Genomic DNA, 25,714 nt, shown 5'->3' with positions numbered 1-25,714 from the left:
ACGAAGTTTCAAAATCGCGCCCATGCCATGCGGCTGGCGCGATTTAAACAAACAAGGCCGTCGAACTTGTTTGAGTCCAGAACGGCCTTGTCAGATCCTGATAGAGAAGGCGGCATCTTCAATGCCGCCCGGTGGCCAACGATCAGGCGCCAGCCTCGTCCTGCAGTGCAGGCTCGATCGGAGCTTCTTCGGAAGCGCCGATGTCGCGGCCCGAAGCGCCCTGCTGACGAGCGATACCGTCGATGGCTGCACGAGCAATCAGATCGCAATAGAGCGAGATTGCGCGCGATGCGTCGTCGTTACCTGGGATCGGGTAGTCGATCTGGTCCGGGTCGCAGTTGCTGTCGATGATTGCAACGACTGGAATGCCAAGACGCTTGGCTTCTTCAATCGCAATCTTTTCCTTGTTGGTGTCGATGATGAACATCAGGTCCGGAACGCCGCCCATATCGCGGATACCGCCGAGAGCCTTTTCAAGCTTTTCGCGTTCGCGCTCAAGGTTCAGGCGCTCCTTCTTGGAGTAGCCGGAAGCGTCGGAGTTGAGGATTTCGTCGACCTTGCGCAGGCGCTGGATCGAGTTCGAAATCGTCTTCCAGTTGGTCATCATGCCGCCGAGCCAACGCGAGTTGACGTAATACTGAGCGGAGCGCTTCGCGCTGTCTGCGATGATTTCAGAAGCCTGACGCTTCGTGCCGACGAACAGAACGCGACCGCCACGGGCAACCGTGTCAGACACGACCTGAAGGGCGCGCGACAGCAAAGGCACTGTCTGTGCCAGGTCGATGATGTGGATGTTGCTGCGGTCGCCGAAGATGTACGGCTTCATCTTTGGGTTCCAGCGGTGTGTCTGGTGACCAAAGTGAACGCCAGCTTCCAGAAGCTGACGCATAGAGAAATCGGGCAATGCCATGCCTAGTTATCCTTTTCCGGTTGAACCCCCGCGAAGCAAACAGCACCGTTTTAAGGCGGCACCACCGGGCGGAACGATCCGGATTTCTCCCGGAACATCCCAAGCTTCGCGTGTGGAATGGTGAGCCGCATACAGCCTGCGCCAAGGAAAAGCAAGCAATTATGCGAAAAATTACGAAATGCCGCGAGGTCCCTTTTAGCGCATCGGCTTGTTTTCACAGCTTTCCGGCTGAAGAATATCGAGTTTGGCGAGTTTGCCGGTCAGGACGAAGTCGCCATAATCCATGGTCAGATCGCGCGTGATTCCGTTTTCGTAAAGCTTGAACGACATGCGGTAGATTGGCAGCGAATCGGTACCGCTCTTGTCATTGTAATAGGCAATCGTCACAGGCCAGAACGGTGTCTTGGCGAAGTCACCCGCCTTGCCTGCATCCACGTCGCCATCGGCGGGCGCCTGCTGCTTGCCGACAAGCGTTGAGGTGATCAGGCTTTCGTCGCCATCATCGGAGCCATCGAAAACGCGGGATTCGAAGATGCGCTTTCCAAGCTTTGCGTTCTCAATGACCTGATACATATGCTCGGTGGGAAACTCGCCTGCGGCGAGATCGATTTTCCTTGGGTCCGGCTTTTTCAGATCGATCGTCATGGCACCGTTTGCGTCTTCCGCAGAACCGGTGACTTCCTTGTCCAGCTTGTCGTCGGTGAAAGACTTGGTTTCGAACGTAAACTTCTTGGAGTCGACATCTTCGAAGGTCGTCGTCTGCTGGTCGGTCAGCCTTACGGTGTCGCCGGTGGTGATCTGGGTTACGAACCGAAAGTCGGTTTTGTAGCCCTTGCAGGAGGAACCGGTGAACTCGTAGACCATGCGGCCCGTCATTCCCTCGATGCCGGAACGGTCGGAGGCATCCTTCAATTCCAGATCGTAGACAGCCCTGTGGGAAATGAGATTGGGAACTGAGGCAGGCACGGCACTTGCGGCACCCGGCAAGACGAAAACGACGCCGGAAGCAAAAGCAGCAGCAAGGTTCCTGACAAACATTCAATATCTCCTGTTGGACTCACCGCTCATATTGTACAAGCAACAGCCCGGCTTTTGGACATCATGATCTGTCTGCCGGATTTTTGAAAGATTTACAACAAAAGCGGAGACGAAAATGTCGGATGCCATCGAAGCTCGCCTGAAAGACCTGGGCTACACCCTGCCCGCTGCTGCAGCACCCGCTGCAAACTATGTTCCCTTCACCATCAGCGGCAATCTGCTCTACATTTCGGGTCAATTGCCGATGGAATCCGGCAAGATTGCGGTGACAGGCCATGTCGGGCGCGATGTGGATGTGGCAACGGCACAGCGCGCTGCTGAACTCTGTGCCGTCAACATCCTCGCTCAGGTCAAAGCCGCCCTCGGCGGTGACCTCTCAAAGGTGCGCCGTGTGCTGAAGCTGAACGGCTTCGTCGCCTCCGTACCTGAGTTCACAGAGCAGCATCTCGTCATCAATGGCGCATCGAACCTGATCGCCAATGTGCTCGGCGATGCAGGCAAGCACGCGCGTGCAGCGGTTGGCATGGCATCCCTGCCCTTTAATGCCGCCGTTGAAATCGATGCCATCGTGGAAATCGAGCTATGACACTGAAGCTGTCCTGGCTGACCGCGAACCCCGTCGCCCATCGCGGTTATCACGATCAGAACAAGGCCGTTTGGGAAAACACCCTGACGGCTTTCTCCCGCGCTATCGAAGCGGGCTTTGCCATTGAATGCGACCTGCAGCTGGCTGCGGATAGCGTGCCTGTCGTGTTCCACGACCACGAGATGTCCCGGCTGACAGGCATCAAGGGGGATGTGCGGGAAAAGACGGCGGGCGAGCTGGGCCTTTTGTCGGTCGGCCAGACGAAGGATCGTATTCCGACGCTCAAGCAGCTGCTTACCCTTTGCGGCGGCAAGGTGCCGCTTGTGCTTGAGCTGAAGGGTCGGGATGGCGAAGGTGTCGATGACGGTTTTGCAGAGGCCGTGCTGGAAACGCTTGAGGGTTATGAAGGCGACGTTGCCCTGATGAGTTTCGATCATCACCTTTTGCGAGACCTGAAGGCGGCAGGTTCGCCCTGGCCCATCGGATTGACGGCGGAAGGCGCACAGCCCGAGGACTTTTTCAAGCACGACGAGGCCATGCAGATCGGCCTCGATTTCATCTCCTATGCCTGGGCACATTTGCCGAACAGCTTTATCGAGGCACAAAGAAAACTCGGTATTCCTGTCATTACATGGACGGTAAGGGATGAAATCGGCCGTGCGACCACCTATAAATATGCAGACCAGATGACGTTCGAAGGTTTCGACCCAAGAGAAAGCGTACCAGCCGGCGCATGAGCGATGAATATTCCATTCGCGTAGAAAAGTCCTTCAAGGACATTGATCCGGAAAGCTGGAACATGCTTTCCGGAACTTCAAAAAACACGCGAAAAGAAATCTATAATCCGTTCATTTCTCATGCTTTTCTCTCATCACTTGAAGAGTCTGGATCTGCTACATCCAAGACCGGCTGGCGTGGTCATCACCTGCTTCTCGAAAATGGTGATGGACGGCTGACCGGTGCCATTCCGGCCTATCTCAAAAGCCATAGCCAGGGCGAATACGTCTTTGACCACGGCTGGGCCGATGCGCTTGAGCGTGCAGGCGGCAATTATTATCCAAAGCTGCAATGTGCCGTGCCCTTTACGCCCGCAACCGGTCCGCGGCTGTTGACCAATGGCATCGATGATGCAGCTTTCCGTCAGGTTCTGGCCTCCGGGCTTAGGCAGGTTACGGAAAAGATCGGCGTATCCTCGTCGCATGTTACCTTTGCCACCGACGACGATATGGAGGCGTTGGCGGATGAGGGATTTCTCGCCCGTGCCGACCAGCAGTTCCATTTCATAAATAACGGATATCGGGATCACGCGGATTTTCTGGATGCGCTCTCGTCGCGCAAGCGCAAGGGCCTGAAAAAAGAACGCCGCGCGGCGCTGGAAAACGGGATCGAGATCGACTGGCTGACCGGTCGCGATCTGACCGAGGATATCTGGGACCAGTTCTACCGATTCTATATGGATACAGGCAGCCGCAAATGGGGCCGTCCTTATCTCACCCGCGCCTTTTATTCCTTGATTGGCGAGCGCATGGCCGAGGATATTCTCCTCGTCATGGCGCGGCGCGAGGGGCGGTATATTGCCGGGGCCATCAACTTTATCGGTGGAGAGGCCATCTACGGCAGGCACTGGGGCTGCATCGAGGATCACCCCTTTCTTCATTTCGAGGTCTGCTATCATCAGGCCATCGATTTCGCTCTTTCAAAGGGCCTGAAGCGCGTTGAAGCTGGCGCACAGGGGGAGCACAAGCTTGCCCGTGGATACACACCTGTGACGACCCATTCGGCGCATTTCATCACACATCCGGGCTTGCGCCGCGCCATCGCCGACTACTTGGAGCGGGAACGCGATGAAGTAGAGCAGATCGGCGATTATCTTGATGAGCACAGCCCGTTTCGAAAGGGCGAGCGCCCTGAGGCGGACGATTAAGCGAGTTTTCAGACGAGGAGGCATTTCATGACCTACGACACAAACAACATCTTCGCTAAAATCCTGCGCGGCGAGATCCCATCGGTGAAGGTGTACGAGGACGACGACACTCTGGCATTCATGGATGTCATGCCGCAGGCGCCGGGCCATCTGCTGGTCGTTCCTAAGGCCGGTTCGCGCAATCTGCTGGATGCTGATCCTGCTGTGTTGGCCAAAACGATTGCTGTCGTTCAAAAACTGGCTGTCGCCGCCAAGGAAGCTTTTGATGCGGATGGTGTCTACATCGCGCAGTTCAACGAGGCAGCCGCAGGCCAGACCGTATTTCACCTTCACTTCCACATCGTTCCACGCAAGGATGGTGAACCGCTGAAGCCGCACAGCGGTGCAATGGCGGATACTGACCTTTTGAAGTCACAGGCGGAAAAGATCAAAGCCGCACTCTAAGGTGCTCTCAAGGGCGGCCCGCCCCAAGGCTCAATCGGCGGCGAGCTCTGCGCCGTTCGATTTCAGATTGGCGGGCATTTTCTTGTCGTCCAGCCTCTCAACAACATACCGCGATATCGGGAGCGTGATTGCAAAGCAGATCGTGCCCCCGAAAATATCCACGAGGTGGTGGCCACCCTGTATCAAGACTGCCGGTAACATCAGCGCATTCAGTGTGCCGAAAACAGCGATGAAGAACGTGTTCCTTGGAACGAAGAAGACTGACATCAGCGCCATGAAGATATGAAATGACGGGAAGCCGATTAGCCCAAGAATATTCCTCGGTGAAAGATAGGCGACACCCTCCCGCCCCAGGCGCATAAGCTCTTGCCCGTAGGCCGGATCCACGGCCAGAGGAATGGCGGCGATGACTTCGGGCGTTAAATCGTGGTACGCTTTTGCGCCGAAGGTTGGAAAGAAAATCCAGAAGCAGATGCTCAGCAAGGCGCCAATGCTTCCCGTGAGAAGAAACCAATGCAGTGCTCGCCGTTTGCCTGTAAATCCCAGAACGATGATCGTGACAAGCAGTTGCGGCAGTGACGTTAGATAGACGTAATGCAGAGCCGTACCCACCAGCGGGTATTGAGAAATCCACGTCACAATGTCTGGCCAGCTGTAGCCCAAGGCGTTATCGGCACGCATGAGCATTTCGTCGATTGGTTCGAAGCTGATTGGTAGAAACATGTAGTTGAAGACAGAGGCCGCGATGGTGAAGAGGATGTAGAGACCTGATGCGGTCAGTACATCTCCAAGACCAGCTTCCCTCCCCCTCAGCCGATAGAACTGCCCGAGGGCCAACGGTATCAACCCCATCACGGCGCTGAAAAAATATCCGCCTACATCAAGGTAAATTGACTTTTGATAAATCCAGAAAACATCGAAAACGAGTAGTGCGGTTATTATCGTAAATATCAGTTTCTCTATCGGCAATAATATCATCGACGTTATCGATTCGGACCGGGTGACGCTCAAAAAGCATCTCTACGGTCTCAGGAAATACTCAATAATACATTAAGTATCCCATGCCCATTGCGAGTATTAGCAAGGGCGCAGCTACGCCTATGAAGACTTTCTGTCCACTTGCAAGAAATACAACGAAGCCAATCAGCGCGGCGCCTATCCGCAACCACATCGGTGTATCCGCCAGTGTACCGGTGGGAAAGACGATCAGCTTGGCTGTGACAGCCATGACCAGAGCCGTGGCAACTGCCCTGACCCAGTTGAGAGTTTCCGACCCTTCCTTCAAACGGTTGCCGGCGAGTACGCCGAGCCAGCGCCAGATATCGGTCGCGATCCAGCCGGCCATGGCGATGAAGAGATAGGGTGCCCACCAGTTGTCGGCCATCATGCCTCGCCCTCGCCTGCAGACGCCTTCTCACGGCGAAGCCAGAAACGATCGAAGAGATAGGCCAAGGTGCCTCCGCCAAGGCCCGCATAGAGGATGTCGAATTCCGGTTCTATGACTGCGAAAAGCGGGCCTGCGATAATGCCGACCACGAAAGCGATCTTGACTACGCTCTGCTTGGCCGAGGCCCATATTGACGAAACGAAATAGACGGGCGTCAGAAAAAACAGAATGCCAGCGATGATGGGTGGAAAAGCGGCCACGACGCCGTAACAGACTGCAACAATCGTCGCGCTGACCGCAGTCAGGGTCATTCCAAAGCCCGCAAACCAGGCGACGCGTGCCTCGCGTGGCACTTTGCTCAAGTTCTGGGTGGCGAACACCCATGCGGTAATGGCCACGAAGTGTGACAGGAACAGAAGAAGCCATGTGGGGGTCTTCGCCGTGCGCATTTCCGGCACAATAGAAGCGACCATGGGCATCATCCGGATTGATGACAGGGTGACCACCAGAAAACAGGTCGCGAGCCCCGCACCGCTCGTCATCGCGCCAATCAAAATCATCTTGGCGGGCAAGGCCCAGATGGAGAGCGTCATGAACACGGCTTCGCTGCGAGTGATACCCGATTCCAGCGCAAACGCACTGAAACCGATGAATGACGTCATGAGAATGAGTGCAGGCAAAGAAAAGATGCCCCTCATGCCCCTGACGAACCAAAGGTAATGGGGCTCCACTGCGTGTTCTGGGGGCATATCTCAATCCGGTATCGACATAACAATGTGCCGGGCACTTGGCCCGGCACATACTGACTGCGCGGCAGAAGACTTACTTCTTTTTAGGCACCTTTGGCACCGTGTTTGTCTTGCGACGGGGCTTGGCATCCTCTTCGGTCTTCGTGGCTTCCACCACAACGACTTCGGCCTCTTCAACCTTTGCCGTCTTCGTCTTTCCCTTGGACTTGCCGGGCGACTTGGCGGCCTTGAGTTCAGCCTCCGGCTTGGGCTTTACGGGCGCCGTTTCCGGCATAACGTCAAGCTTGAGACTTTCGGTGCCATCGTCCTTCTTGCCTATGGTGACGCTGACGACGCCGCCCTTCTTGAGTTTGCCAAACAGGATCTCATTGGCCAGCGGCTTCTTGATGTGCTCCTGAATGACGCGACCAAGCGGACGCGCTCCCATTTTCTCGTCGTAGCCCTTCTCTGCGAGCCACGCGATTGCGTCCTCGTGCAGATCGAAGGTGACATTGCGCTCGGACAGCTGGGTTTCAAGCTGCATGACGAACTTCTGGACCACCTTGTGAATGACGGCGGTTGGAAGCGGCGAGAATGGAATGATCGCATCCAGACGGTTGCGGAATTCCGGTGTGAACAGGCGGTTGAGTGCCTCTTCGTCTTCGCCGGTGCGCTTGGAAGAGCCGAAACCGATTGCCGATTTTGCCATTTCCGACGCGCCCGCATTGGTCGTCATGATGAGAATGACGTTGCGGAAGTCGATCTTCTTGCCATTGTGGTCCGTCAGCGAGCCGTGATCCATGACCTGCAACAGAATGTTGTAGATGTCAGGATGCGCCTTCTCGATCTCGTCCAGCAGCACCACGCAATGCGGATGCTGATCGACGCCATCGGTCAGAAGACCGCCTTGGTCGAAGCCGACATAGCCGGGAGGTGCACCGAGCAGACGCGAGACGGTGTGGCGTTCCATGTATTCCGACATGTCGAAACGCAGCATTTCCACGCCGAGCGAGGCAGCAAGCTGCTTGGCAACCTCTGTCTTGCCGACGCCCGTGGGGCCGGAAAAGACATAGGAACCAATCGGCTTGTTCGGCTCACGAAGGCCGGCACGTGCCAGCTTGATCGCGGTAGACAGGGCCTCGATGGCAATGTCCTGACCATAAACGACCGAGCGCAGTTCCTTTTCAAGATTGGCGAGAACCATCTCGTCATCCTTGGAAACCGTCTTGGCAGGAATACGTGCCATCGTCGCAATCGTCACTTCGATTTCTTTTTCCGTGATCAGCTTGCGGCGCTTCGAAGCGGGCAGCAACATCTGGGCTGCACCGGTCTCATCGATGACGTCGATAGCCTTGTCCGGCAGCTTGCGGTCAGAGATATAACGCGCAGAAAGCTCAACCGCCGCTTTGATCGCTTCGTTCGAGTAACGCAGGTGGTGGTAGTTTTCATAATAGGGCTTGAGGCCCTTCATGATTTCGATTGCGTCTTCGATCGAAGGCTCGTTGACGTCGATCTTCTGGAAACGGCGGACGAGTGCCCGGTCCTTTTCGAAGAACTGGCGATATTCCTTGTAGGTGGTCGAGCCGATGCAACGGATCGCGCCTGACGACAAGGCAGGCTTCAAGAGGTTCGAAGCATCCATGGCGCCGCCGGACGTCGCACCAGCGCCGATCACCGTATGAATTTCATCGATGAACAGAACAGCGCCCGGAAAATCTTCCAGCTCCTTGACGACCTGCTTGAGGCGCTCTTCGAAATCGCCGCGATAGCGCGTACCAGCCAGAAGCGTGCCCATATCAAGCGAGAAGATCGTGTCGTTCTTCAACGCTTCCGGAACCTTGCCCTCAACGATCCGCTTTGCGAGACCTTCAGCGATAGCGGTTTTGCCAACACCCGGATCACCCACGTAAAGCGGGTTGTTCTTGGAGCGACGGCAAAGAACCTGAATGGTACGGTTGACCTCGGCATGACGACCGATCAATGGATCGATCTTGCCGCCCTTGGCCTTCTCATTCAGATTGACGCAATAGGCCTTCAGCGCCTCCTGCTGCTTCTTGGGCGCGGAACTGTCTTCTTCCGAGCCATTACGAGCGGGCTTGGCCTCATTCTCCGGCTCATCTGCGCCACGCGGTGTGCGTGTCTGGGATGTACCGGGACGCTTGCCAATGCCGTGGGAGATATAGTTGACGGCGTCGTACCGTGTCATCTCCTGCTCCTGCAGGAAATAGGCGGCATGGCTCTCCCGTTCGGCGAAGATGGCAACGAGGACGTTGGCGCCCGTTACTTCTTCACGACCGGAAGACTGAACATGAATGACCGCTCTCTGGATGACGCGCTGGAAACCCGAGGTTGGTTTAGAATCCTCGTCGTAGCCTGTGACAAGGTTTGACAGTTCGTTGTCGACGTAATCGACAACAGTCTTGCGCAAGGCGTCGAGATCGACGTTGCACGCGCCCATGACTGCGGCCGCATCTGCATCTTCGATCAGGGCCAGCAACAGATGCTCAAGCGTCGCATATTCGTGGTGACGCTCATTTGCAAAGGTCAATGCCTGATGCAGCGCCTTCTCTAGACTGGGGGAAAAAGTTGGCACGTTGCGATCCTCATTTCTTTTCCATGACGCATTGCAGCGGATGCTGGTGCTGTCGGGCGAAATCCATGACCTGACTTACTTTTGTCTCTGCGACCTCATATGTAAACACCCCGCATTCGCCGACACCGTGCTGGTGTACATGCAACATGATGCGGGTTGCCCCTTCCCTGTCCTTCTGGAAAAAACGCTCCAGAATGTGAATGACGAATTCCATGGGAGTATAGTCGTCGTTCAGCAAAAGAACACGGTAGAGATTGGGCTTTTTTGTCTTTGGTTTGGTGCGGGTAATAACAGACGTTCCGCGGTTCGCACCGCCGTCTTCCCCTTCACCCTCGCCCTGCATGTAGATCGACTTAGCGATCATCTTTCATCATTCTCCAGATCGCACTCGCACCGGTCTTTCAGGGTTGCGAGCAGGAATTTCGCTCACCTTTATTTAGGTCGTTCGTCAGTGATTTTAAGCCCCCTGCAACGCACTGCAATCACTAATCCGTTCGCGAGCACCAAAAGTGTGGGAGAAAACCTTCCCCCGGCATTGGCGGTAAGCCTAGAGGTCCAGTCGTCTCCGCAGCGATACCGCAACAGCATGTTCGATATTGGCGACCTCCATTTTTCTGCAGATCGAGTCCATGATGTATTTGATCGTTCTGCTGGAAAGCGCGACCTTTGCGCCAATAGCCTCCAGACTTTCACCCTCGGCGGCCATCAGGAGAATCTGCCGCTCCAGATCCGTCAGGGGCTGCAGCGCCTCGGTGCGGGCGTGCCCAATGAGAGCAAGCTGCTCATGCGCATGAACCATGAAGACATTGAGTCGCTCGACCTCGTCCACATCCAGATGCGGCCTGTCACCCGCAAAACCGATAAGGCGCGGCGCACCGGAAATGCCCAAAGCCGGAAAGCTGACGCCTCTGATGTGCGAATGCGCGCGGAACGCGGCCACAACCGCGGTTGCCAATACACATTGCTCCTCCAGTTCTTCCATATCCCAGCGCAGCGGGCCAAGAGTTCCTGGCTTCTGCATCAAGAGCCGCGTGGCAAAGCCGGAAAGACCCTCTTCCAGCATGAAGATGAGCGATGCGTCTATATTGAATGGGAACAGCGCCGACACCGGCTCTGCCTCCTCAAGACGCGACATGTCGAGGACATAATAGCAGCGAAAGCCAAAGGACGCCTGAATGTCGGATAGGACCACGCCGACTTCATCCAGCGTTTTCGCAACTCTAATCCTGCTGATCAGGTCCCTGGAAATTTTGCGCCTCTACCGAAAAGGAGAATTCACCATTCCGCCGATGATACGCCCGGGAGGTTACCAGAACATTCTGAACAGTGAAATTCAGTCGTTCAAGAAGAGCCTATCAATTTTCATCATCCAGCATTTCCCGCACGGCGACGGCAAGCTGCTTCAGTGAAAAAGGCTTCGGCAAGAAGCCGAACTTGGCATCGGCGGGAAGATTTTTGGCAAAGGCATCTTCCGCATAGCCGGACACGAAAATGAACTTCATGTCTGGATAGGTCTTGCGAAGCTCCCGCAGCAGAGAAGGTCCATCCATCTCAGGCATGACGACATCGGATACGACGATGTCGACCTTACCTTCGAGTTCCTCCAGCACCTCCAGCGCCTCCGTACCGGAACCAGCCTCGTGGACGGTGTATCCACGGGTCTCCAGCATACGCTTTCCACCGCGACGAACGGCTTCCTCATCTTCGACGAGAAGAACGACGGCGGATTTTCCGGTCAGGTCTAGCGGTTCTTCTTTCGCCACTTCTTTTGCAGCGGCAGCATCGGAGGCAGCCTGCGCGGCCTCGCCTTCCAGCGGCGGTGCGACTTCGATGATGTGGCGCGGCAGGAATATGCGAAAAGCCGTCCCCCGGCCAACTTCAGAGTCCGGGTAGATATAGCCGCCCGACTGCTTGACGATGCCGTAGACCATCGAAAGGCCAAGACCGGTTCCCTTGCCGACTTCCTTTGTCGTGAAGAAGGGCTCGAAAATCTTGTCCATGATTTCGGGCGGAATACCTGTGCCCGTATCGGCAACCTCAATCATGACCAGATCTTCGGAAGGAAGATCGGAACGGCCGAGCGCAACAACCTCATCGGCGGGCATGTTGCGCGTGATAATCTTGATCTTGCCGCCCTGCGGCATCGCATCACGCGCATTGACGCACAGATTGATGAGAACCTGTTCGAACTGCGAAAGATCTGTTTTGACCGGCCATAGATCGCGGCCATAATCGACCTCGAGTTTCACATTCGTTCCGGAGATAAGGCGATCGACCAGCATTCGCAGATCGCCGATGACGTCCGTCAGGTTCAACACGGCCGGCCGCATCGTCTGCTTGCGCGAGAAGGCCAGAAGCTGGCGCACGAGCACCGCCGCGCGGTTGGCGTTGCGCTTGATTTCCATCAGATCGGCAAAGCTGGCATCCGCCGGACGTGCCTGCAGCAGAAGGTGATCGGAAGATAGAAGGATGGCCGTAAGCACGTTGTTGAAGTCGTGCGCAATACCGCCTGCGAGCGTTCCCACGGCATTCATCTTCTGCGTCTGCGCCATCTGGGTCTCGAGCGCCTTCTGCTCGGTCACCTCGATTGCGTAGACAATTGCGACTTCCTCCGGTGCCTCGTCATCCTGATCGATGACGGCATGGACATAGAAACGGAAGTGTCGCGTCTCGTCCGTCGGGTGGCGGCTGTCGAAGGGGGCAATGTCGCCCTGCCGGTCCTTGGCAGCATCGATGGCCTCAAGAAGCTTCGGCTTGTCGCTATCCAGAAGCACGGCATCAAGTACCACGCCGCCGTCGATATCGTCCCTGCCGACGACGCCTGAAAACAGCTTGAGGAACGGCGCATTGGTCCGCAAAATACGACGTTCGCCGTCCAGCGACGCAATCGCCATCGGCGTATTGTTGAAGAAGCGGGTGAAGCGCATGGCAGATGCGGATTCGGCGTTCGCCTTACCCTTTGAGCGCATGAGAACGATTGTGCGGCTTTCCCCCGGCGCGCCATCGCGTGTTGCCGTTACCTGATGCACGAGCCTTGCAGGCATGCTCTGGCCATTGACCCGGCGCATGTCGAGATCGAGCATTTCCGTTCGATTAGTCCCCGCATGGGGCTGTACCGATTCGATGAGAGCCATGCCCTCACCTGCAACGAGATCCGACACGGTAAGCGAACCGGGTGAGAACTGTGCGAGATCGATTCCCAGCCATTCCGAAAGCGTAGCGTTCAGGTAGACAACCTCGCCTCGCTTGCCTGCCGAGAAGAAGCCCGCAGGGGCGTGATCGAGATAGTCGATTGCGTTCTGCAATTCGCGGAAAAACCGCTCCTGATCTTCGCGCTCGGTCGTTATGTCGGCAATCTGGAAGACGTGAAGATCGTTATTATTGGCGTCCTTGAGAAGGCGAGCCTTCAGGCGGTACCAGTGCGGTCCGGATTGAGACGTATTGGCACTCAAAGGCTTCAAGAGACGAAATTCTTCGTAGCCGTCCTTGCCTTCGCGCAATCCGTTGATGAGCCGGTAGAGAGCTTCCGTCGACTCCCGGTCACGCGACAGAAGCGTTTCGAGGCTCTGTATATCCGTTGCCTTCTTGGCGCCGGTCATCTGGCAATAGGTTGCGTTTGCGTAGACCAGGCGTCCCTTTGGATCCGTAATCAGCGTACCGTCCGGATGGGACGACAGGAAGCGGCGGGCCATGCCATCGGACTGCGATTGCGGCATGACCTCGATGAAGCCGATGGCGGACGAGACGAGAAAGAAAATCCCCAGCATTGCGAGAACGCCGAGTATGCCAAGGACGACTTCATTTTCGAGCGAATTCTTGAAGAAGACGAATCCGACGGCTGCGGCAACGAGAACGAGGGCTAGCAAAAGTATGCGCAAGAGCGTGCCGGATCGGGCGCGCCTGTCCACCAAGGGGAAATCATTTTCGCTGGCTTGGCTGACCTTGGTCATCGAGGCTCTAACCCTTGCAGTTTTGGCAATTCTTCTAAACCCGAAGACAAATGCTCCGGACGGAATCGCTTTTGTCTATCTCTTGTAGCAATTCGGTGAAATATCAAAAAGCTCCGCCCCTCATAAACCTTTGCCAATACACAGCGAATGCACTGCATTTCGCACGATATGAGGCCTTGCGTGGCACCTTTGCCACGTGGATACGGGCGGGAATGTGAAAGCTGGGGTCAAATTGGTGGCCTGGTGTCGATAAAACTTGTGCTTGGCGCAAAAAAATCGTCTTTTCGCCGCAAACTCTTTCAAAAATTCTGATGCGGCAATCATTTGCCCGGGAAATACCAAAGGGACTGGATAAATGATGGACGATTTTATCGGCACTTACGGCAACAACCTGGTTGTTGCTGTCGTAGGTGTCGGCGTGGCACTTCTGGCTCTAGCGATTGTTCTGTGGCTCGTTCGCAGACGTGGCGGCTCTTCGCCCTTCATTCGCGGTGGAAAAAATCGTCAGCCCCGCTTGCAGGTTCTCGATGCGACCGCTGTCGATGCGCGGCGGAGGCTTGTTCTCGTGCGTCGTGACAATGTCGAACACCTCGTCATGATTGGTGGCCCGACGGATGTGGTCATCGAAAGTGGCATCGGCGCCATTCCCATTTTGAGAGATGTGCGCGATCCCCAAGAAGCGATGCTGCAATCCCTGTCGTCCGAGCGGGCACTTGCATCGGGCCGCGTGAAGGCTCTTTCCCCGGATCGTGATCAGGAGGTGCGACCAGCGCCCACCATGACCGCATCCGCCCCTGCGCCCCAGCCAGAGCCAAGACCCGTAGCAGCTCCGGCCCCAGCTTCGGCTCCATCACCAGCTCCCGCTCCTGCTCCCGCTCCAGCATCTTCACCTCCTGTACCTGCACCGGCCATGGCGCCAAGGCAAGCCGCACCCGTTGCGCCACCACAAAGACCTCGGACGGAACCCGTCGCTCCTCCTGCTCCCGCGCAAGCCTCCGTGCGTCCTGCTCCGGGAGCACCCCAGGCATCCGCCTCCCTTGTGCCGCCCGCTAGGTCTTTCTCCAAGGAAGCCAGCACGCTTGATATTTCTCCAGTCGTGCCAGCGGTCACAGCCGCGTCGCTTCAGGCAGAAACGGCCAGACCAGTCCAGACAGTCTCCGTAGAACAGAGTGAACCTGCGGCAGTGGCCCCTCCAAGCCCGTCGGCGGCACCTGAACCTGTTGCAATCAAGGAGCCGGTGATTGACGAGAGCAGCGCTGCGGACTTTCTTGCCGCAGCAAGAGAGCGGGTTCTGCCGACGTTTCGGACAGAAACGCCCGTCACCGCCACAGCGAGTGCTGCCAAGCCGGAGCCTCTCGCGCCCGATGAAAATGGTGCCGTGTTTGGCGACCAGCTGACGAGCGATTTCGAGAGTTTCCTTCAGGCGGAAATCGAGAAGAACAATACGGCCAGCGCACCATCCGTGAGCCTTGAGCCCGCGCGCCAGCAAATCGTGCCCGAGCCTGTCGCACCGGCGGTCGCAACAGCACCGTCCGATGCCGATGTCCAAAAGGAAATGGCGCGCATCTTCGGTGAAATGGCCGTCACAAGAGACAAATGACGTCAAGGTAAGATCGTTCACCTGTCGACCGCGAGGAGCGGATTTGCCGCTCCTTGTAAAACGCCAACGCCTATAGTCCTCCCGGCATCGGTTTAGCTGCCGCTGACGCCAGCGCTCGGTTACGACCTCGTTATCGGCGAGAGCAGCCTAGCCTCATGTTGCCAGTGGTCAACGAATCTGATTGATTGGCCATCAAGAACAAAAGGTGATCGTTTGAGCTCTACAATCACGAATGCAAGTGCATTGAAGGGCATGTTGATCATGGCCGGATGCATGATCGTACTGCCGGTCATGGACGCGATCGCGAAATACATGGCGGTGTCGGAAGGGATGTCACCGGGTCAGGTCACCTTCTACCGGTTTTTCTTTCAGCTTGTGTGCACCCTGCCCTTGCTGATGATCATGTCTCCACGGGCTTTGCTTTCAGCCAAGCGTCCATGGCTCAACCTGCTGCGTGGCGTCCTGCATGCGGCGGCAAGTCTCGCCTTCTTTGCTGCGGTCAAATACATGCCGCTCGCGGATGTTTTTGCGATCTATTTCGTTGAGCCTTTCCTGCTCACCATGATGTCGGCATTCTTTCTGGGCGAGAAAGTCGGCTGGATGCGCTGGACGGCGATTGCCGTGGGCTTTGTCGGCGCAATGATTGTCATTCAACCCAGCTTTAAGGTGTTTGGCTGGACATCGCTTCTGCCGGTTGCCTGTGCATTCCTATTTACGCTTTACCTGTTCCTCAACCGTGCGCTTGGCGATGGCGACAGTCCGCTGGTCATGCAGACCATGGCCGGCATCGCGGGTGCCGTGTTCATGGGCGTGACACTCTTGATCGGCCACGCCGCAGGTGATGAGAACTTCGAGATGGCGTTGCCCGGCTGGGGGCATGGGCTTGTCCTTCTTATCCTGCTCGGCTCTATCTCCGGCTATATGCACCTTCTCGTCGTCAAGGCGTTTCGTCTTGCGCCCGTTTCCCTTCTGGCGCCTTTCCAGTATTTCGAGATCATATCGGCCACCATATTGGGCTACATGCTGTTTTCAGATTTCCCCACAGCATCCAAGTGGATCGGTATCGTGATTATCGTGGCATCCGGCCTCTTCATTATCTGGCGGGAGCGCAGGGCCGCACGAAGGATCACCGAGGTGCCGGAAGTTTGACGATTACGGGGAACTGCCCTTGTCCCTGCCGCCGAGGTGGGGCAAAAGTCTTTCGACATTACTGATATAGAGATGGAGACGAAAAATGGACGTTCGCGCCGCAGTCGCTGTGCAGGCAGGCAAGCCTCTGGAAATCATGACAGTCCAGCTCGAAGGTCCGCGTGCGGGCGAAGTGCTGATCGAAATCAAGGCGACCGGTCTTTGCCACACGGATGATTTCACCCTCTCGGGTGCGGACCCGGAAGGCCTGTTCCCCGCCATTCTCGGCCACGAAGGCGCAGGCATCGTGGTTGATGTCGGTCCCGGCGTCACCTCTGTGAAAAAGGGTGACCATGTCATTCCGCTCTACACGCCGGAGTGCCGTGAGTGCCCGTCCTGCCTGTCGCGCAAGACCAATCTGTGCACCGCCATCCGCTCCACGCAGGGACAGGGCGTGATGCCAGATGGCACCAGCCGCTTCTCCATCGGCAAGGACAAGATCCATCACTACATGGGCTGCTCGACCTTCGCGAATTACACCGTTTTGCCTGAGATTGCTGTCGCCAAGATCAACCCGGATGCACCTTTCGATAAGGTTTGCTACATCGGTTGCGGCGTAACCACCGGCATTGGTGCGGTCATCAACACCGCCAAGGTCGAGATCGGTTCCACTGCCATTGTCTTTGGTCTGGGTGGAATCGGCCTCAACGTCATTCAGGGTCTTCGTCTTGCGGGCGCCGACATGATTATCGGTGTCGATCTCAACAACGACAAGAAGGCATGGGGCGAAAAATTCGGCATGACCCACTTCGTCAACCCGAAGGATGCGGGCGACGATATCGTGCCCTACCTCGTTAATCTGACGAAGCGCGGCGCTGACCAGATTGGTGGGGCGGACTACACATTCGATTGCACGGGCAATACGAAGGTCATGCGTCAGGCGCTTGAATCCTCGCATCGCGGTTGGGGCAAGTCTGTCGTCATCGGTGTAGCAGGTGCCGGGCAGGAAATATCGACCCGCCCGTTCCAGCTCGTTACCGGACGCACCTGGATGGGCACGGCATTCGGCGGCGCGCGTGGACGGACCGATGTCCCCAAGATCGTTGACTGGTACATGGACGGCAAGATCGAGATCGACCCGATGATCACCCACACGATGCCGCTTGAAGACATCAACAAGGGCTTTGAGATGATGCATTCCGGTGAGAGCATCCGCGGCGTCGTCGTTTATTGATTGATCGATCAATCAAACTTCCCTCGGCGTTATCCGCCGGGGGACAGCGGTTCCTGACCGCATGTTGAGGGCGCAGGCAGGTGTGGCGGAACTTGTTTATCCACTCAATCAAAGCTGATTGCTGTACCTTGAGCCGCCATTAAATGACGCGGCAGCCTCGCCTTCCGATACAGATGTCGTTTTCTTTACCCCAGACGCACATCGCCTGTCGCGAACTTCGCCTTTAACAGGCACTCGTCATATTCCGCGTCAGCCGTCGAGTCGAAGACAATACCTCCGCCAACGTTGAATGTTGCCTTGCCGCCTTCAAATAGCGTGATCGTGCGGATAGCCACGGAAAAGCGCATGTCACCATCAGGTGAAATCATACCGATGGCACCGCAATAGACGTTGCGTGGTCCGGTTTCGAGATCGTGAAGAATTTCCATCGCTCGCATTTTCGGTGCGCCGGTCACCGATCCGCAGGGGAACAGTGCAGAGAAAATATCCGCGATTGTCAAATCCGGCAGCAGCCGTGCACGCACGTGGCTGACCATCTGGTGGACGGTCGGGTAGGTTTCGATTTCGAATAGCTTCGGCACATCAAGCGTGCCGACTTCTGCGATGCGGGAAACATCGTTGCGCAACAGGTCGACAATCATCCGGTTTTCAGCGAGCGTCTTTTCGTCACTCAACATTCCCGCGACGAGATCGGCATCCTGGGCCGGAGACGCCCCTCGCCGGATCGTACCCTTCATAGGGTGTGTTTCGATCCAGCCATCGCTAAGCGCGAAGAACAGTTCCGGCGAGCGGGAAAGGATTGCAGGTCCGCCAAGATTGACGAGCGCACCATATTTCACAGGTTGCCGCTCAATCATCGACCAGAACGCTGTAAGGATATCGCCGGTCCAACGCGCCTCGATGGGCATCGTCAGATTGGCCTGGTAGCAATCGCCCTGCCGCAGATGCTGATGTAGCCTCGCAAAGCGCGTTCGGTATTCCTCCAGCGTCCAGCCGGGCTTGAAGTCGCTCAGGAAATTTCCTGCCCCTTTCGGTGCAACAGAAGGCGTTGCTCGTCCAGTCTCCTGAGCGGGCGCTGCAAACACGCCGAAATTCAGCAAGGGCACATCACGCACAGGACCAACGCGCGGCGTGAGCTTTTTCTCGAACAGATACCCAGCCTCGTAGGACATATATCCGGCAAGATATTTCCCCTCCGAACGCGCTTTTTCCATTCGGGCAAGGGCCGGGAAAAACTGCTCGGGCTCCTTCGCGACGATAATGTCTTCCGGCTCGGCAAACAACGTCACCGAACCGGTCGTGTCATCACGAAAAAGCACATAAGGCGCGTTCAGCAAATCCATTCAGTCCCCGGGGTGTCAGATGGGATCGATATCGCCCTTTGCCCACATCTCAATGGTTTCGGCGTAGAAATCCGCAAACCGACCTTCCTCGATGGATTTGCGGATACCCTGCATCAATTCCTGATAATAAGCCAGATTATGCCAGGAAAGCAGCATACCACCCAGCGCCTCGTTTGAACGGGCAAGATGATGCAGATAGGCGCGTGAATAATCGCGCGATGCCGGGCAATTGGACTGCTCGTCCAGTGGCCGCATGTCTTCGGCGTGCCGGGCGTTGCGGATGTTCACGCGTCCGCGGCGGGTAAAGGCAAGGCCGTGGCGTCCAGAGCGGGTGGGCATGACGCAGTCGAACATATCGATGCCGCGCGCGACAGACTTCAGAATGTCGTCAGGCGTTCCCACGCCCATGAGATAGCGTGGTTTTTCCGTCGGCAGCACCGGCAGAGTGATGTCGAGCATGCCGAGCATCACCTCCTGCGGCTCTCCCACAGCCAGACCACCCACGGCATAACCCTTGAGGTCCATCTGCTTCAGGCCTTCTGCCGAACGTATGCGAAGATCCGGCTGGTCGCCGCCCTGCACGATGCCGAACATGGCCTTGCCGGGCTGCTCGCCAAAGGCCACACGGCAACGCTCTGCCCAACGCAGCGACATTTCCATGGCGCGCTCGATTTCCGTGCGCTCGGCCGGCAGCGCTATGCACTCATCCAGCTGCATCTGGATATCCGAATCGAGCATTCCCTGGATCTCGATCGAACGTTCCGGCGACATGTGGTGCAGCGAGCCATCCACGTGGCTTTTGAAGGTCACACCTTTTTCGTCCAGCTTGCGCAGTCCAGAAAGCGACATGACCTGAAAGCCGCCGCTGTCGGTGAGGATTGGGTGTGGCCAGCGGATCAATTCATGCAGTCCGCCGAGGCGTTGAACGCGCTCCGGGCCGGGCCGCAGCATCAGGTGATAGGTATTGCCGAGAATAATATCAGCGCCCAGCTCCCGCACCTGATCCAGATACATGGCCTTGACGGTTCCGACCGTACCGACCGGCATGAAGGCCGGTGTGCGGATAACGCCGCGCGGCATTGCGACTTCGCCAAGGCGCGCGCCGCCACTGGTTGCTTTCAAGGTAAAGGTGAAGTTCTCGTGCATCAGTTTTTCCGGAAAAGGAGGCTGGAGTCGCCATAGGAATAGAAGCGGTAGCCTGTTGCGATGGCGTGAGCATAGGCCGCGCGCATTGTTTCCAGTCCGCAGAACGCCGAAACCAGCATGAACAGCGTGGATTTCGGCAGGTGAAAATTCGTCATCAGCACATCCACCGCCTTGAAGCGGTAGCCGGGCGTGATGAAAATACCGGTTGGACCGGACCAGGGCATGATCTGCCCGTCATCGCCAGCTGCACTTTCAATCAGGCGCAGCGATGTCGTGCCCACGCAGACAATGCGTCCGCCCCGGGCTTTGACGGCATTCAGTCGGGCCGCTGTCTCCTCCGAAACATAGCCGATTTCGAGGTGCATCTTGTGCTCCTCCGTGTCATCGGCCTTGACGGGAAGGAACGTGCCAGCACCGACATGCAAGGTCACGAAGTGTCGCTCGATACCGGCCTTGTCCAGTGCCGCGAAAAGATCGGGCGTGAAATGCAGGCCTGCGGTCGGCGCAGCCACGGCACCTTTTTCGCGGGCATAGATGGTCTGATAGTCGGTCTGGTCCTGTTCGTCTTCGGGGCGCTTGGCGGCGATATAAGGCGGTAGCGGAATGTGCCCGACAGATGCGATGGCCTCATCCAGAACCGGGCCGCTCACGTCGAACAGAAGCGTGATCTCGCCCTCCTCGCCTTTTTCCTCGACGGTCGCTTCCAGATATGCAAGGCCGCAGGCGTTATCGCGCTCATATCCGAAGCGGATGCGGTCACCCTGCTTTATTCGCTTGCCGGGCCGCGCAAAAGCCTTCCACCGGCTGGCGTCGGCACGCATATGCAAAGTCGCAGACACCGCTGTTTCAGGCGCCCCTTCGCGAAGCCGAACGCCTTCCAGCTGCGCGGGAATCACGCGCGTATCATTGAAGACAAGCGCATCGCCCGACTTCAGGAATGAGGGCAGTTCAAAAACACGGTGATCGGCCATCAGGTCTGCATTCGGATCGACCACGAGAAAGCGTGCACTGTCGCGCGGACTGGCCGGGCGAAGCGCAATATTTTCTTCAGGAAGGTCGAAATCGAACAGGTCTACACGCATTTCTGGGGCTCTCGAAAATATCAAAACCCGCCCCGCAGTTGCCTGCGAGACGGGCCCGACGTCCTTATCCTATGCTCAGGCTGCGGAAGCAAGCCGGATGGATACGATGGAATCAGGATCCTTCACAGGCTCACCGCGCTTGACCTTGTCGATGGCTTCCATGCCTTCGATGACCTGGCCCCAGACAGTGTACTGCTTGTTCAGCCATGGGCTGTCCGTAAAGCAGATGAAGAACTGCGAATTGGCCGAGTTCGGGCTCTGCGAACGGGCCATGGAGCAGGTGCCACGCACGTGCGGAATGGCAGAAAACTCAGCCTGCAGGTCCGGCTTTTCAGAGCCACCCATGCCAGCACGGGCAGGATTGAAGCTCTCGGAGCCCTTCTTGCCGAATTTCACGTCGCCCGTCTGCGCCATGAAATCGGAGATGACGCGGTGGAACACGACGCCATCGTAGGCCTGTTCAGAAACCAGTTCCTTGATGCGCGCAACGTGGCCGGGAGCCACTTCGGGCAGAAGCTGGATGACGACCTTGCCGGTCGTTGTTTCCATGATGAGGGTGTTTTCCGGATCTTTGATCTCGGCCATGATATCTCTCCTTTGTGGGGCTCGTCCGCCCGGTTTACTTCTTGCCGACAGTGACTTTGACCATGCGGTCAGGATCGGAAACTTCGCCGTTACCGCCCTGGCCCTTCTTGATCTTGTCAACAAATTCCATGCCGGAAACGACCTTGCCGACAACGGTGTACTGGCCGTTCAGGAATGCGCCCTGATCGAACATGATAAAGAATTGCGAATTGGCGGAATTCGGGTTCTGCGAACGCGCCATGCCCACAGTTCCACGTTCGAACGGAACCTTGGAGAATTCTGCAGGCAGGTCAGGCAGGTCGGATCCACCGGTACCTGCGCGCTGGGCGGTATAGCCCTTGTTCATATTGCCGTACTGCACATCGCCGGTCTGCGCCATGAAGCCGGGAATGACGCGGTGGAAGGCCACGTTGTCATAGGCACCCTTCTGCGCCAGCGTCTTGATCTGTGCAACATGCTTCGGCGCGACATCAGGCATCAGCTCGATGACAACCGGACCGTCTTTCAACTGAATGGTCAGGAATTCGGCAGCAGATGCGAATGTGCTGGCGGCAATGGCGCTGACGAACATGGCGCCAGCGAAGGCAAATCGAAGCAGTTTCATTGGATTGGCTCCAGAATAATTGCTGAGACTATTGTTTCAGCTTGCTGTTGAGGGCTTCAAGAACGGCTTTCGGCACGAACGCCTCCACATTTCCACCCATTGCGGCGATCTGCCGAACCAATGTGGCGGTAATGGGCCGGGAAGCCGTGCCGGCGGGTAGAAAAACCGTCTGGATATCGGCCGCCATTTGTCTGTTCATGCCGGCCATCTGCATTTCGTAGTCAAGATCGGTGCCATCCCGCAGCCCGCGAACCAGAAGCGAAGCGCCGTGCTCGCGTGCCGCATCTACCACCAGATTGGCGAAGGAAACGACTCGCAGGCGACCAGTTGCACCCGGCAAAACATCCTGCAGCGAGCGGCGAATGAGTTCTGCCCGCTCATCGAATGTAAACATCGGAGCCTTGCCCGGGTGGATGCCGATCGCAACGATAACCTCTGACGCCACGTTCAAAGACTGAATCAAGACATCCAGATGTCCGTTCGTCATCGGATCGAAAGACCCGGGATAAAAGGCAATCGTCATATCGCTCTCGATACTTAACGTTGGTTGTGCCGCCTTTTGTCATGGAAGGCCGGTCTTCGCAAGACCTGAGGCTGCAAGGCAAGCCAGCACGCATGAACACGAGGTGAATGCACCATTCAGCACAGCTTCAACGCAGACCCTCTATTCATACATCATCGCATCGCAGACCTCGACATGCCGAACGGAGACGGAAATGCTGGTATTCATGATGGTCCTGACAATCGCGACATCCTTCGTCGTCGAATATGTTTTAATGGATTGACGTGAACTGCCGATTTCCTGAACGCCAGATGAACGAAGCATTCAACAACGCTTCAGAGGCGCGATGCTAATCGATTTTTAACATTAACGCGGAACCGGATCACCAGTCACGCGTTCAAATCGCAGTAAAGGAACGGACACATGTTTATCAAAGAAAAACAGTCTACTTCGGCGAAAATCGGCGTTATCAGCACAGCCTGGACAATGTTGGTTATCGCAATGGTAGCAATGACGTTCAGCCTTTACGGTCAAAAGCCTGAACAGAACGGCCCAGAATTTCCTCAGCTTACGTCCCGCACCCAGTATATGAATTACTATTGATCTGGCGGGAGTGAAATACTCATCGCATTCGGAGTTACGCCATGCTTACTTTCTTGACACTTCTTGCAGCACTCATAAGCGTCATGTTCGTGGCATCGGTTGTTTCGGTCATCACCGAATCCCGGAAAGAAGATGAGGATTTCAGAGTCGCTATGGAGCGCAACAAGGCGTTCTGACAGCGCGCTGCGCAGATCTCAGTGTCGATGGTTTCAGAAGCCGCCTCCAGCAAGGCGGCTTTATTGTTTTTGGCTAAGGGAAACATCCCATTTAGCCGAAGGTGAGGAAACTCACGCCATCGTTTGAGCAGCCGCGTTATTTAACCTGAATTTAGCCTTCAATTTCAAAGTGGATTGATTTAAGGAAGCCCCACAGACCCGGCGTAACGGGCGAATATTGTGAGGTTTGCATAACGATGCTCGATTCCCTGAGAAGTGCTTCTCGAACTCTGGCGGCAAAGATCCTTCTTTTGCTTCTTGTCGTTTCCTTCGGCGTGTGGGGCGTTTCCGCATCTCTGGTCTCGACGAATTCGCACGCCGTAATGACAGTGGGCGACCAGACGGTTACGCCGAATGAATTTCGCTTTGCCTATCAAAGGCAGCTGGCGGATGTCGGCCGCCAGTTCGGCACGCGTCTGACCACGGAACAGGCGAAGGCATTCGGAATCGATCGTCAGGTGTTCAGCCAGTTGGCAGCAGGAGCAGCGCTGGATGAGCTTGCATCGGAAATGAATCTCGGGCTTTCAGAAGATCGTCTGGCGACGCTGATTGCGGAAGACCCCGCCTTCAAGTCTCCGAACGGCCAGTTCGACCGCGCTCTCTTCAGCCAGAGGCTTCGCGGCGCTGGCTTCAATGAAGACGACTATGTGAAGGAGCGCAGCAAGGTTGCCGTCCGTGGCCAGATCGTTGACGCGATTTCCGATGGCTTCAAGCCGCCTCAGGTGTTGGTCAACGCTCTCAAGCAGTACCGGGACGAACAGCGTTCAATCGAATATGTGCTTCTGTCCAACGCTAATATCGACCCTGTGAAGGCCCCGGGCGATGACGTGTTGGCAGCATGGTTCGAAAAGAACAAGGCCAATTACCGCGCTCCGGAATATCGCAAGTTCACCTATGTGAAGCTTGAGCCTTCCGATATTGCCGACCAGGCCGCGATAACCGATCAGCAGATTTCCGATTACTATGAAGGTCACAAGGACAGCTTCCGCACGGCAGGCCGCCGCACGATCGAGCAGCTGACATTTGCGGACAAGGAAATGGCTGAGGCAGCAGCAGCCCAGATACGTGCGGGCACGACCACCTATGATCAGGTCGTCAAGGATCAGGGCAAGCGCCCCGAAGATGTGACACTGGGTGAGTTCACCAAGGATACGGTCCCTGACCCGTCGGTCGCCGAGGCAGCCTTCGCCATTCAGAAAGATGGTGGCGTGTCGCAGGTTCTCGATGGTGCCTTTGGGCCGGTCATCCTGCGTGTCACCGGCATCAAGAACGAGAGCATGAAGACCCTCGATGAAGCGCGCGAGGAAATTCGCACCAATCTTGCCACCACAGCTGCTGCCGAAGAGCTGAACAATGTTCACGACCGCTATGAGGATCTTCGCGGCGGTGGATCTTCGCTCTCCGACGCGGCAACACAGCTCAAGCTGAAGCCTGTCACCGTCAACGCCATCGACGCCAATGGCGAAGACGACAAGGGCAATGCGGTGGAAGGCCTGCCGACCCCCGCTCTGCTGACCGAAGTCTTCAAGGCTGAGCAAGGCGTCGACGCCCCTGCGGTCAACATCGGCCGCGATGGTTATGTCTGGTTCGATCTTCAGCAGGTGACAGCCCCGCGCGATCGCACTCTGAGCGAAGTCAAGGACCAGGTCGTTGCAGACTGGACGGCCGAGCAGCAGCGCACGGCCCTGGCCGCCAAGGCCGACGAACTCAAGGCACGCGCTGAAAAAGGCGAGACATTGGCTGCGATCGCCGGTGAAATGGGTCTTGCCGTTGAAACCAAGATGGGCCTTCGCCGCACCAGCGAAGACGCATTGCTGGGCCAGCAGGCGGTTGCCGCCGTGTTTGCAGGCGCAAACGGTCTGGTCGGCACGGCTCCTGATACGGAAGGTTCCAGCCGCGTTCTGTTCAAGGTCACAGAGGTCAACACCACGGGTTCGACTGACGCACTGGACAACAACGACCAGCAGTTGACCGCTATGGCGACGGCTGCCGGTGACGATATGCTTGATCAGATGGTCAGCCGTCTTCAGAATGATTATGGTGTGACCATCAATCAGGCTCTGGCAGACCAGGCCATGACTGCATTCTAAGCCGCATTCCGGGGGACGAGAC

At 56.6% G+C, this 25,714-nt stretch carries 26 protein-coding genes; 10 read left to right on the top strand and 16 right to left on the bottom strand.

The window, feature by feature from the left end:
- Window positions 1–142 precede the first annotated feature (142 nt).
- Together rpsB and QRN85_RS12350 are read right to left on the bottom strand one after the other, a co-directional pair.
- Entirely contained in the window at window positions 143–910 is a 768-nt protein-coding gene (rpsB, locus tag QRN85_RS12355) for a 30S ribosomal protein S2 (protein ID WP_062589711.1), read from the bottom strand.
- A gap of 195 nt (window positions 911–1,105) precedes the next feature.
- Window positions 1,106–1,948 (bottom strand): cell envelope integrity EipB family protein, encoded by an 843-nt coding sequence (locus QRN85_RS12350; RefSeq protein WP_284758288.1) that lies wholly within the window; start codon window positions 1,946–1,948, stop codon window positions 1,106–1,108.
- Window positions 1,949–2,063: 115 nt separating this feature from the next.
- Here QRN85_RS12350 and QRN85_RS12345 point away from each other — a divergent pair, with 115 nt between their 5' ends.
- Genes QRN85_RS12345 through QRN85_RS12330 form a run of 4 tightly spaced genes read left to right on the top strand, consistent with a single transcriptional unit; the run spans window position 2,064 to window position 4,902 of the window.
- Entirely contained in the window at window positions 2,064–2,534 is a 471-nt protein-coding gene (locus QRN85_RS12345; protein ID WP_062589714.1) for a RidA family protein, read from the top strand.
- Window positions 2,531–3,271: a glycerophosphodiester phosphodiesterase gene (locus QRN85_RS12340; protein WP_284758286.1), complete on the top strand. Its 741-nt coding sequence runs from the start codon at window positions 2,531–2,533 to the stop codon at window positions 3,269–3,271. Before QRN85_RS12345 ends, QRN85_RS12340 begins: the two co-directional genes overlap by 4 nt.
- Window positions 3,268–4,458 carry a GNAT family N-acetyltransferase gene (locus QRN85_RS12335; RefSeq protein ID WP_284758284.1) on the top strand — a complete coding sequence of 397 codons (1,191 nt, stop codon included), beginning with the start codon at window positions 3,268–3,270 and terminating at the stop codon, window positions 4,456–4,458. Before QRN85_RS12340 ends, QRN85_RS12335 begins: the two co-directional genes overlap by 4 nt.
- A gap of 27 nt (window positions 4,459–4,485) precedes the next feature.
- Complete coding sequence (locus QRN85_RS12330; protein ID WP_062589721.1) at window positions 4,486–4,902, top strand: HIT family protein; 417 nt, start codon at window positions 4,486–4,488, stop codon at window positions 4,900–4,902.
- A gap of 30 nt (window positions 4,903–4,932) precedes the next feature.
- Here the strand turns inward: QRN85_RS12330 and QRN85_RS12325 are convergent, their stop codons facing one another.
- From QRN85_RS12325 to cckA, 7 genes are all read right to left on the bottom strand, one after another.
- Window positions 4,933–5,880, bottom strand: a complete 948-nt coding sequence (locus QRN85_RS12325; protein ID WP_284758282.1) for a phosphatase PAP2 family protein — start codon at window positions 5,878–5,880, stop codon at window positions 4,933–4,935.
- Window positions 5,881–5,941: 61 nt separating this feature from the next.
- Window positions 5,942–6,289: an AzlD domain-containing protein gene (locus QRN85_RS12320; RefSeq protein WP_284758280.1), complete on the bottom strand. Its 348-nt coding sequence runs from the start codon at window positions 6,287–6,289 to the stop codon at window positions 5,942–5,944.
- The gene (locus QRN85_RS12315; RefSeq protein WP_113093285.1) at window positions 6,286–7,038 is read right to left on the bottom strand and encodes an AzlC family ABC transporter permease; all 753 of its coding nucleotides are present in this window, start codon (window positions 7,036–7,038) and stop codon (window positions 6,286–6,288) included. The genes QRN85_RS12320 and QRN85_RS12315 overlap by 4 nt, the downstream gene beginning before the upstream one ends.
- 73 nt (window positions 7,039–7,111) lie before the next feature.
- Window positions 7,112–9,610 carry an ATP-dependent Clp protease ATP-binding subunit ClpA gene (clpA, locus tag QRN85_RS12310; RefSeq protein ID WP_112963510.1) on the bottom strand — a complete coding sequence of 833 codons (2,499 nt, stop codon included), beginning with the start codon at window positions 9,608–9,610 and terminating at the stop codon, window positions 7,112–7,114.
- A 10-nt stretch (window positions 9,611–9,620) separates the two neighbouring features.
- The gene (gene clpS, locus QRN85_RS12305; RefSeq protein ID WP_062589726.1) at window positions 9,621–9,974 is read right to left on the bottom strand and encodes an ATP-dependent Clp protease adapter ClpS; all 354 of its coding nucleotides are present in this window, start codon (window positions 9,972–9,974) and stop codon (window positions 9,621–9,623) included.
- A 183-nt stretch (window positions 9,975–10,157) separates the two neighbouring features.
- Complete coding sequence (locus QRN85_RS12300; protein WP_062589727.1) at window positions 10,158–10,802, bottom strand: helix-turn-helix transcriptional regulator; 645 nt, start codon at window positions 10,800–10,802, stop codon at window positions 10,158–10,160.
- Between the two features lie 163 nt (window positions 10,803–10,965).
- Window positions 10,966–13,560, bottom strand: coding sequence for a cell cycle histidine kinase CckA (gene cckA, locus QRN85_RS12295; protein ID WP_062589728.1), 2,595 nt, complete (start codon window positions 13,558–13,560; stop codon window positions 10,966–10,968).
- 355 nt (window positions 13,561–13,915) lie between these two features.
- On the opposite strand from cckA, the gene QRN85_RS12290 reads away from it, so the two are divergent.
- The 3 genes from QRN85_RS12290 to QRN85_RS12280 all read left to right on the top strand — a co-directional run bounded on the left by QRN85_RS12290 (window position 13,916) and on the right by QRN85_RS12280 (window position 17,522).
- Entirely contained in the window at window positions 13,916–15,160 is a 1,245-nt protein-coding gene (locus QRN85_RS12290) for a flagellar biosynthetic protein FliO (RefSeq protein ID WP_284758275.1), read from the top strand.
- Window positions 15,161–15,412: 252 nt separating this feature from the next.
- Window positions 15,413–16,309 carry a DMT family transporter gene (locus tag QRN85_RS12285; protein ID WP_284758861.1) on the top strand — a complete coding sequence of 299 codons (897 nt, stop codon included), beginning with the start codon at window positions 15,413–15,415 and terminating at the stop codon, window positions 16,307–16,309.
- A gap of 85 nt (window positions 16,310–16,394) precedes the next feature.
- Window positions 16,395–17,522, top strand: coding sequence for an S-(hydroxymethyl)glutathione dehydrogenase/class III alcohol dehydrogenase (locus QRN85_RS12280; RefSeq protein ID WP_062589731.1), 1,128 nt, complete (start codon window positions 16,395–16,397; stop codon window positions 17,520–17,522).
- 185 nt (window positions 17,523–17,707) lie between these two features.
- Here QRN85_RS12280 and QRN85_RS12275 read toward each other — a convergent pair whose 3' ends face one another.
- From QRN85_RS12275 to QRN85_RS12245, 7 genes are all read right to left on the bottom strand, one after another.
- Window positions 17,708–18,859: an aminodeoxychorismate synthase component I gene (locus QRN85_RS12275; RefSeq protein ID WP_284758859.1), complete on the bottom strand. Its 1,152-nt coding sequence runs from the start codon at window positions 18,857–18,859 to the stop codon at window positions 17,708–17,710.
- A gap of 21 nt (window positions 18,860–18,880) precedes the next feature.
- Window positions 18,881–20,011, bottom strand: coding sequence for a tRNA guanosine(34) transglycosylase Tgt (tgt, locus tag QRN85_RS12270; protein WP_284758273.1), 1,131 nt, complete (start codon window positions 20,009–20,011; stop codon window positions 18,881–18,883).
- Window positions 20,011–21,093, bottom strand: a complete 1,083-nt coding sequence (gene queA / locus QRN85_RS12265) for a tRNA preQ1(34) S-adenosylmethionine ribosyltransferase-isomerase QueA (protein ID WP_284758270.1) — start codon at window positions 21,091–21,093, stop codon at window positions 20,011–20,013. Before queA ends, tgt begins: the two co-directional genes overlap by 1 nt.
- A gap of 75 nt (window positions 21,094–21,168) precedes the next feature.
- On the bottom strand, window positions 21,169–21,678 hold the full coding sequence (locus QRN85_RS12260; RefSeq protein ID WP_062589734.1) for a peptidylprolyl isomerase: 510 nt from the start codon (window positions 21,676–21,678) through the stop codon (window positions 21,169–21,171).
- A 34-nt stretch (window positions 21,679–21,712) separates the two neighbouring features.
- Window positions 21,713–22,282: a peptidylprolyl isomerase gene (locus QRN85_RS12255; protein WP_062589735.1), complete on the bottom strand. Its 570-nt coding sequence runs from the start codon at window positions 22,280–22,282 to the stop codon at window positions 21,713–21,715.
- 28 nt (window positions 22,283–22,310) lie between these two features.
- Window positions 22,311–22,805 (bottom strand): pantetheine-phosphate adenylyltransferase, encoded by a 495-nt coding sequence (gene coaD, locus QRN85_RS12250; protein ID WP_113219534.1) that lies wholly within the window; start codon window positions 22,803–22,805, stop codon window positions 22,311–22,313.
- Window positions 22,806–22,946: 141 nt separating this feature from the next.
- Window positions 22,947–23,108: a hypothetical protein gene (locus tag QRN85_RS12245; protein ID WP_284758265.1), complete on the bottom strand. Its 162-nt coding sequence runs from the start codon at window positions 23,106–23,108 to the stop codon at window positions 22,947–22,949.
- Between the two features lie 99 nt (window positions 23,109–23,207).
- On the opposite strand from QRN85_RS12245, the gene QRN85_RS12240 reads away from it, so the two are divergent.
- From QRN85_RS12240 to QRN85_RS12230, 3 genes are all read left to right on the top strand, one after another.
- Window positions 23,208–23,387, top strand: a complete 180-nt coding sequence (locus QRN85_RS12240; RefSeq protein ID WP_062589737.1) for a hypothetical protein — start codon at window positions 23,208–23,210, stop codon at window positions 23,385–23,387.
- A gap of 41 nt (window positions 23,388–23,428) precedes the next feature.
- Window positions 23,429–23,563, top strand: coding sequence for a hypothetical protein (locus QRN85_RS12235; protein WP_280136393.1), 135 nt, complete (start codon window positions 23,429–23,431; stop codon window positions 23,561–23,563).
- Between the two features lie 236 nt (window positions 23,564–23,799).
- Complete coding sequence (locus QRN85_RS12230) at window positions 23,800–25,692, top strand: peptidylprolyl isomerase (RefSeq protein WP_284758259.1); 1,893 nt, start codon at window positions 23,800–23,802, stop codon at window positions 25,690–25,692.
- Window positions 25,693–25,714: the final 22 nt, after the last annotated feature.

The organism is Agrobacterium sp. fls2-241-TYG-188a (assembly GCF_030209845.1).
Note: the sequence above shows the minus strand (reverse complement) of the source record. Positions and strands in the feature narration are given on the sequence as shown.

Bases quoted from the DNA above. Each gene is read 5' to 3' on its own strand.
- rpsB (WP_062589711.1), bottom strand. From the start codon at position 910: ATGGCATTGCCCGATTTCTCTATGCGTCAGCTTCTGGAAGCTGGCGTT.
- QRN85_RS12285 (WP_284758861.1), top strand. From the start codon at position 15,413: ATGTTGATCATGGCCGGATGCATGATCGTACTGCCGGTCATGGACGCG.
- cckA (WP_062589728.1), bottom strand. From the start codon at position 13,560: ATGACCAAGGTCAGCCAAGCCAGCGAAAATGATTTCCCCTTGGTGGAC.
- QRN85_RS12315 (WP_113093285.1), bottom strand. From the start codon at position 7,038: ATGCCCCCAGAACACGCAGTGGAGCCCCATTACCTTTGGTTCGTCAGG.
- QRN85_RS12245 (WP_284758265.1), bottom strand. From the start codon at position 23,108: ATGCTTCGTTCATCTGGCGTTCAGGAAATCGGCAGTTCACGTCAATCC.
- QRN85_RS12255 (WP_062589735.1), bottom strand. From the start codon at position 22,282: ATGAAACTGCTTCGATTTGCCTTCGCTGGCGCCATGTTCGTCAGCGCC.
- coaD (WP_113219534.1), bottom strand. From the start codon at position 22,805: ATGACGATTGCCTTTTATCCCGGGTCTTTCGATCCGATGACGAACGGA.
- QRN85_RS12235 (WP_280136393.1), top strand. From the start codon at position 23,429: ATGCTTACTTTCTTGACACTTCTTGCAGCACTCATAAGCGTCATGTTC.
- QRN85_RS12290 (WP_284758275.1), top strand. From the start codon at position 13,916: ATGATGGACGATTTTATCGGCACTTACGGCAACAACCTGGTTGTTGCT.
- QRN85_RS12320 (WP_284758280.1), bottom strand. From the start codon at position 6,289: ATGATGGCCGACAACTGGTGGGCACCCTATCTCTTCATCGCCATGGCC.
- QRN85_RS12260 (WP_062589734.1), bottom strand. From the start codon at position 21,678: ATGGCCGAGATCAAAGATCCGGAAAACACCCTCATCATGGAAACAACG.
- QRN85_RS12340 (WP_284758286.1), top strand. From the start codon at position 2,531: ATGACACTGAAGCTGTCCTGGCTGACCGCGAACCCCGTCGCCCATCGC.
- QRN85_RS12230 (WP_284758259.1), top strand. From the start codon at position 23,800: ATGCTCGATTCCCTGAGAAGTGCTTCTCGAACTCTGGCGGCAAAGATC.
- clpS (WP_062589726.1), bottom strand. From the start codon at position 9,974: ATGATCGCTAAGTCGATCTACATGCAGGGCGAGGGTGAAGGGGAAGAC.
- queA (WP_284758270.1), bottom strand. From the start codon at position 21,093: ATGCGTGTAGACCTGTTCGATTTCGACCTTCCTGAAGAAAATATTGCG.
- QRN85_RS12330 (WP_062589721.1), top strand. From the start codon at position 4,486: ATGACCTACGACACAAACAACATCTTCGCTAAAATCCTGCGCGGCGAG.
- QRN85_RS12345 (WP_062589714.1), top strand. From the start codon at position 2,064: ATGTCGGATGCCATCGAAGCTCGCCTGAAAGACCTGGGCTACACCCTG.
- QRN85_RS12280 (WP_062589731.1), top strand. From the start codon at position 16,395: ATGGACGTTCGCGCCGCAGTCGCTGTGCAGGCAGGCAAGCCTCTGGAA.
- tgt (WP_284758273.1), bottom strand. From the start codon at position 20,011: ATGCACGAGAACTTCACCTTTACCTTGAAAGCAACCAGTGGCGGCGCG.
- QRN85_RS12350 (WP_284758288.1), bottom strand. From the start codon at position 1,948: ATGTTTGTCAGGAACCTTGCTGCTGCTTTTGCTTCCGGCGTCGTTTTC.
- QRN85_RS12325 (WP_284758282.1), bottom strand. From the start codon at position 5,880: ATGATATTATTGCCGATAGAGAAACTGATATTTACGATAATAACCGCA.
- QRN85_RS12240 (WP_062589737.1), top strand. From the start codon at position 23,208: ATGTTTATCAAAGAAAAACAGTCTACTTCGGCGAAAATCGGCGTTATC.
- QRN85_RS12335 (WP_284758284.1), top strand. From the start codon at position 3,268: ATGAGCGATGAATATTCCATTCGCGTAGAAAAGTCCTTCAAGGACATT.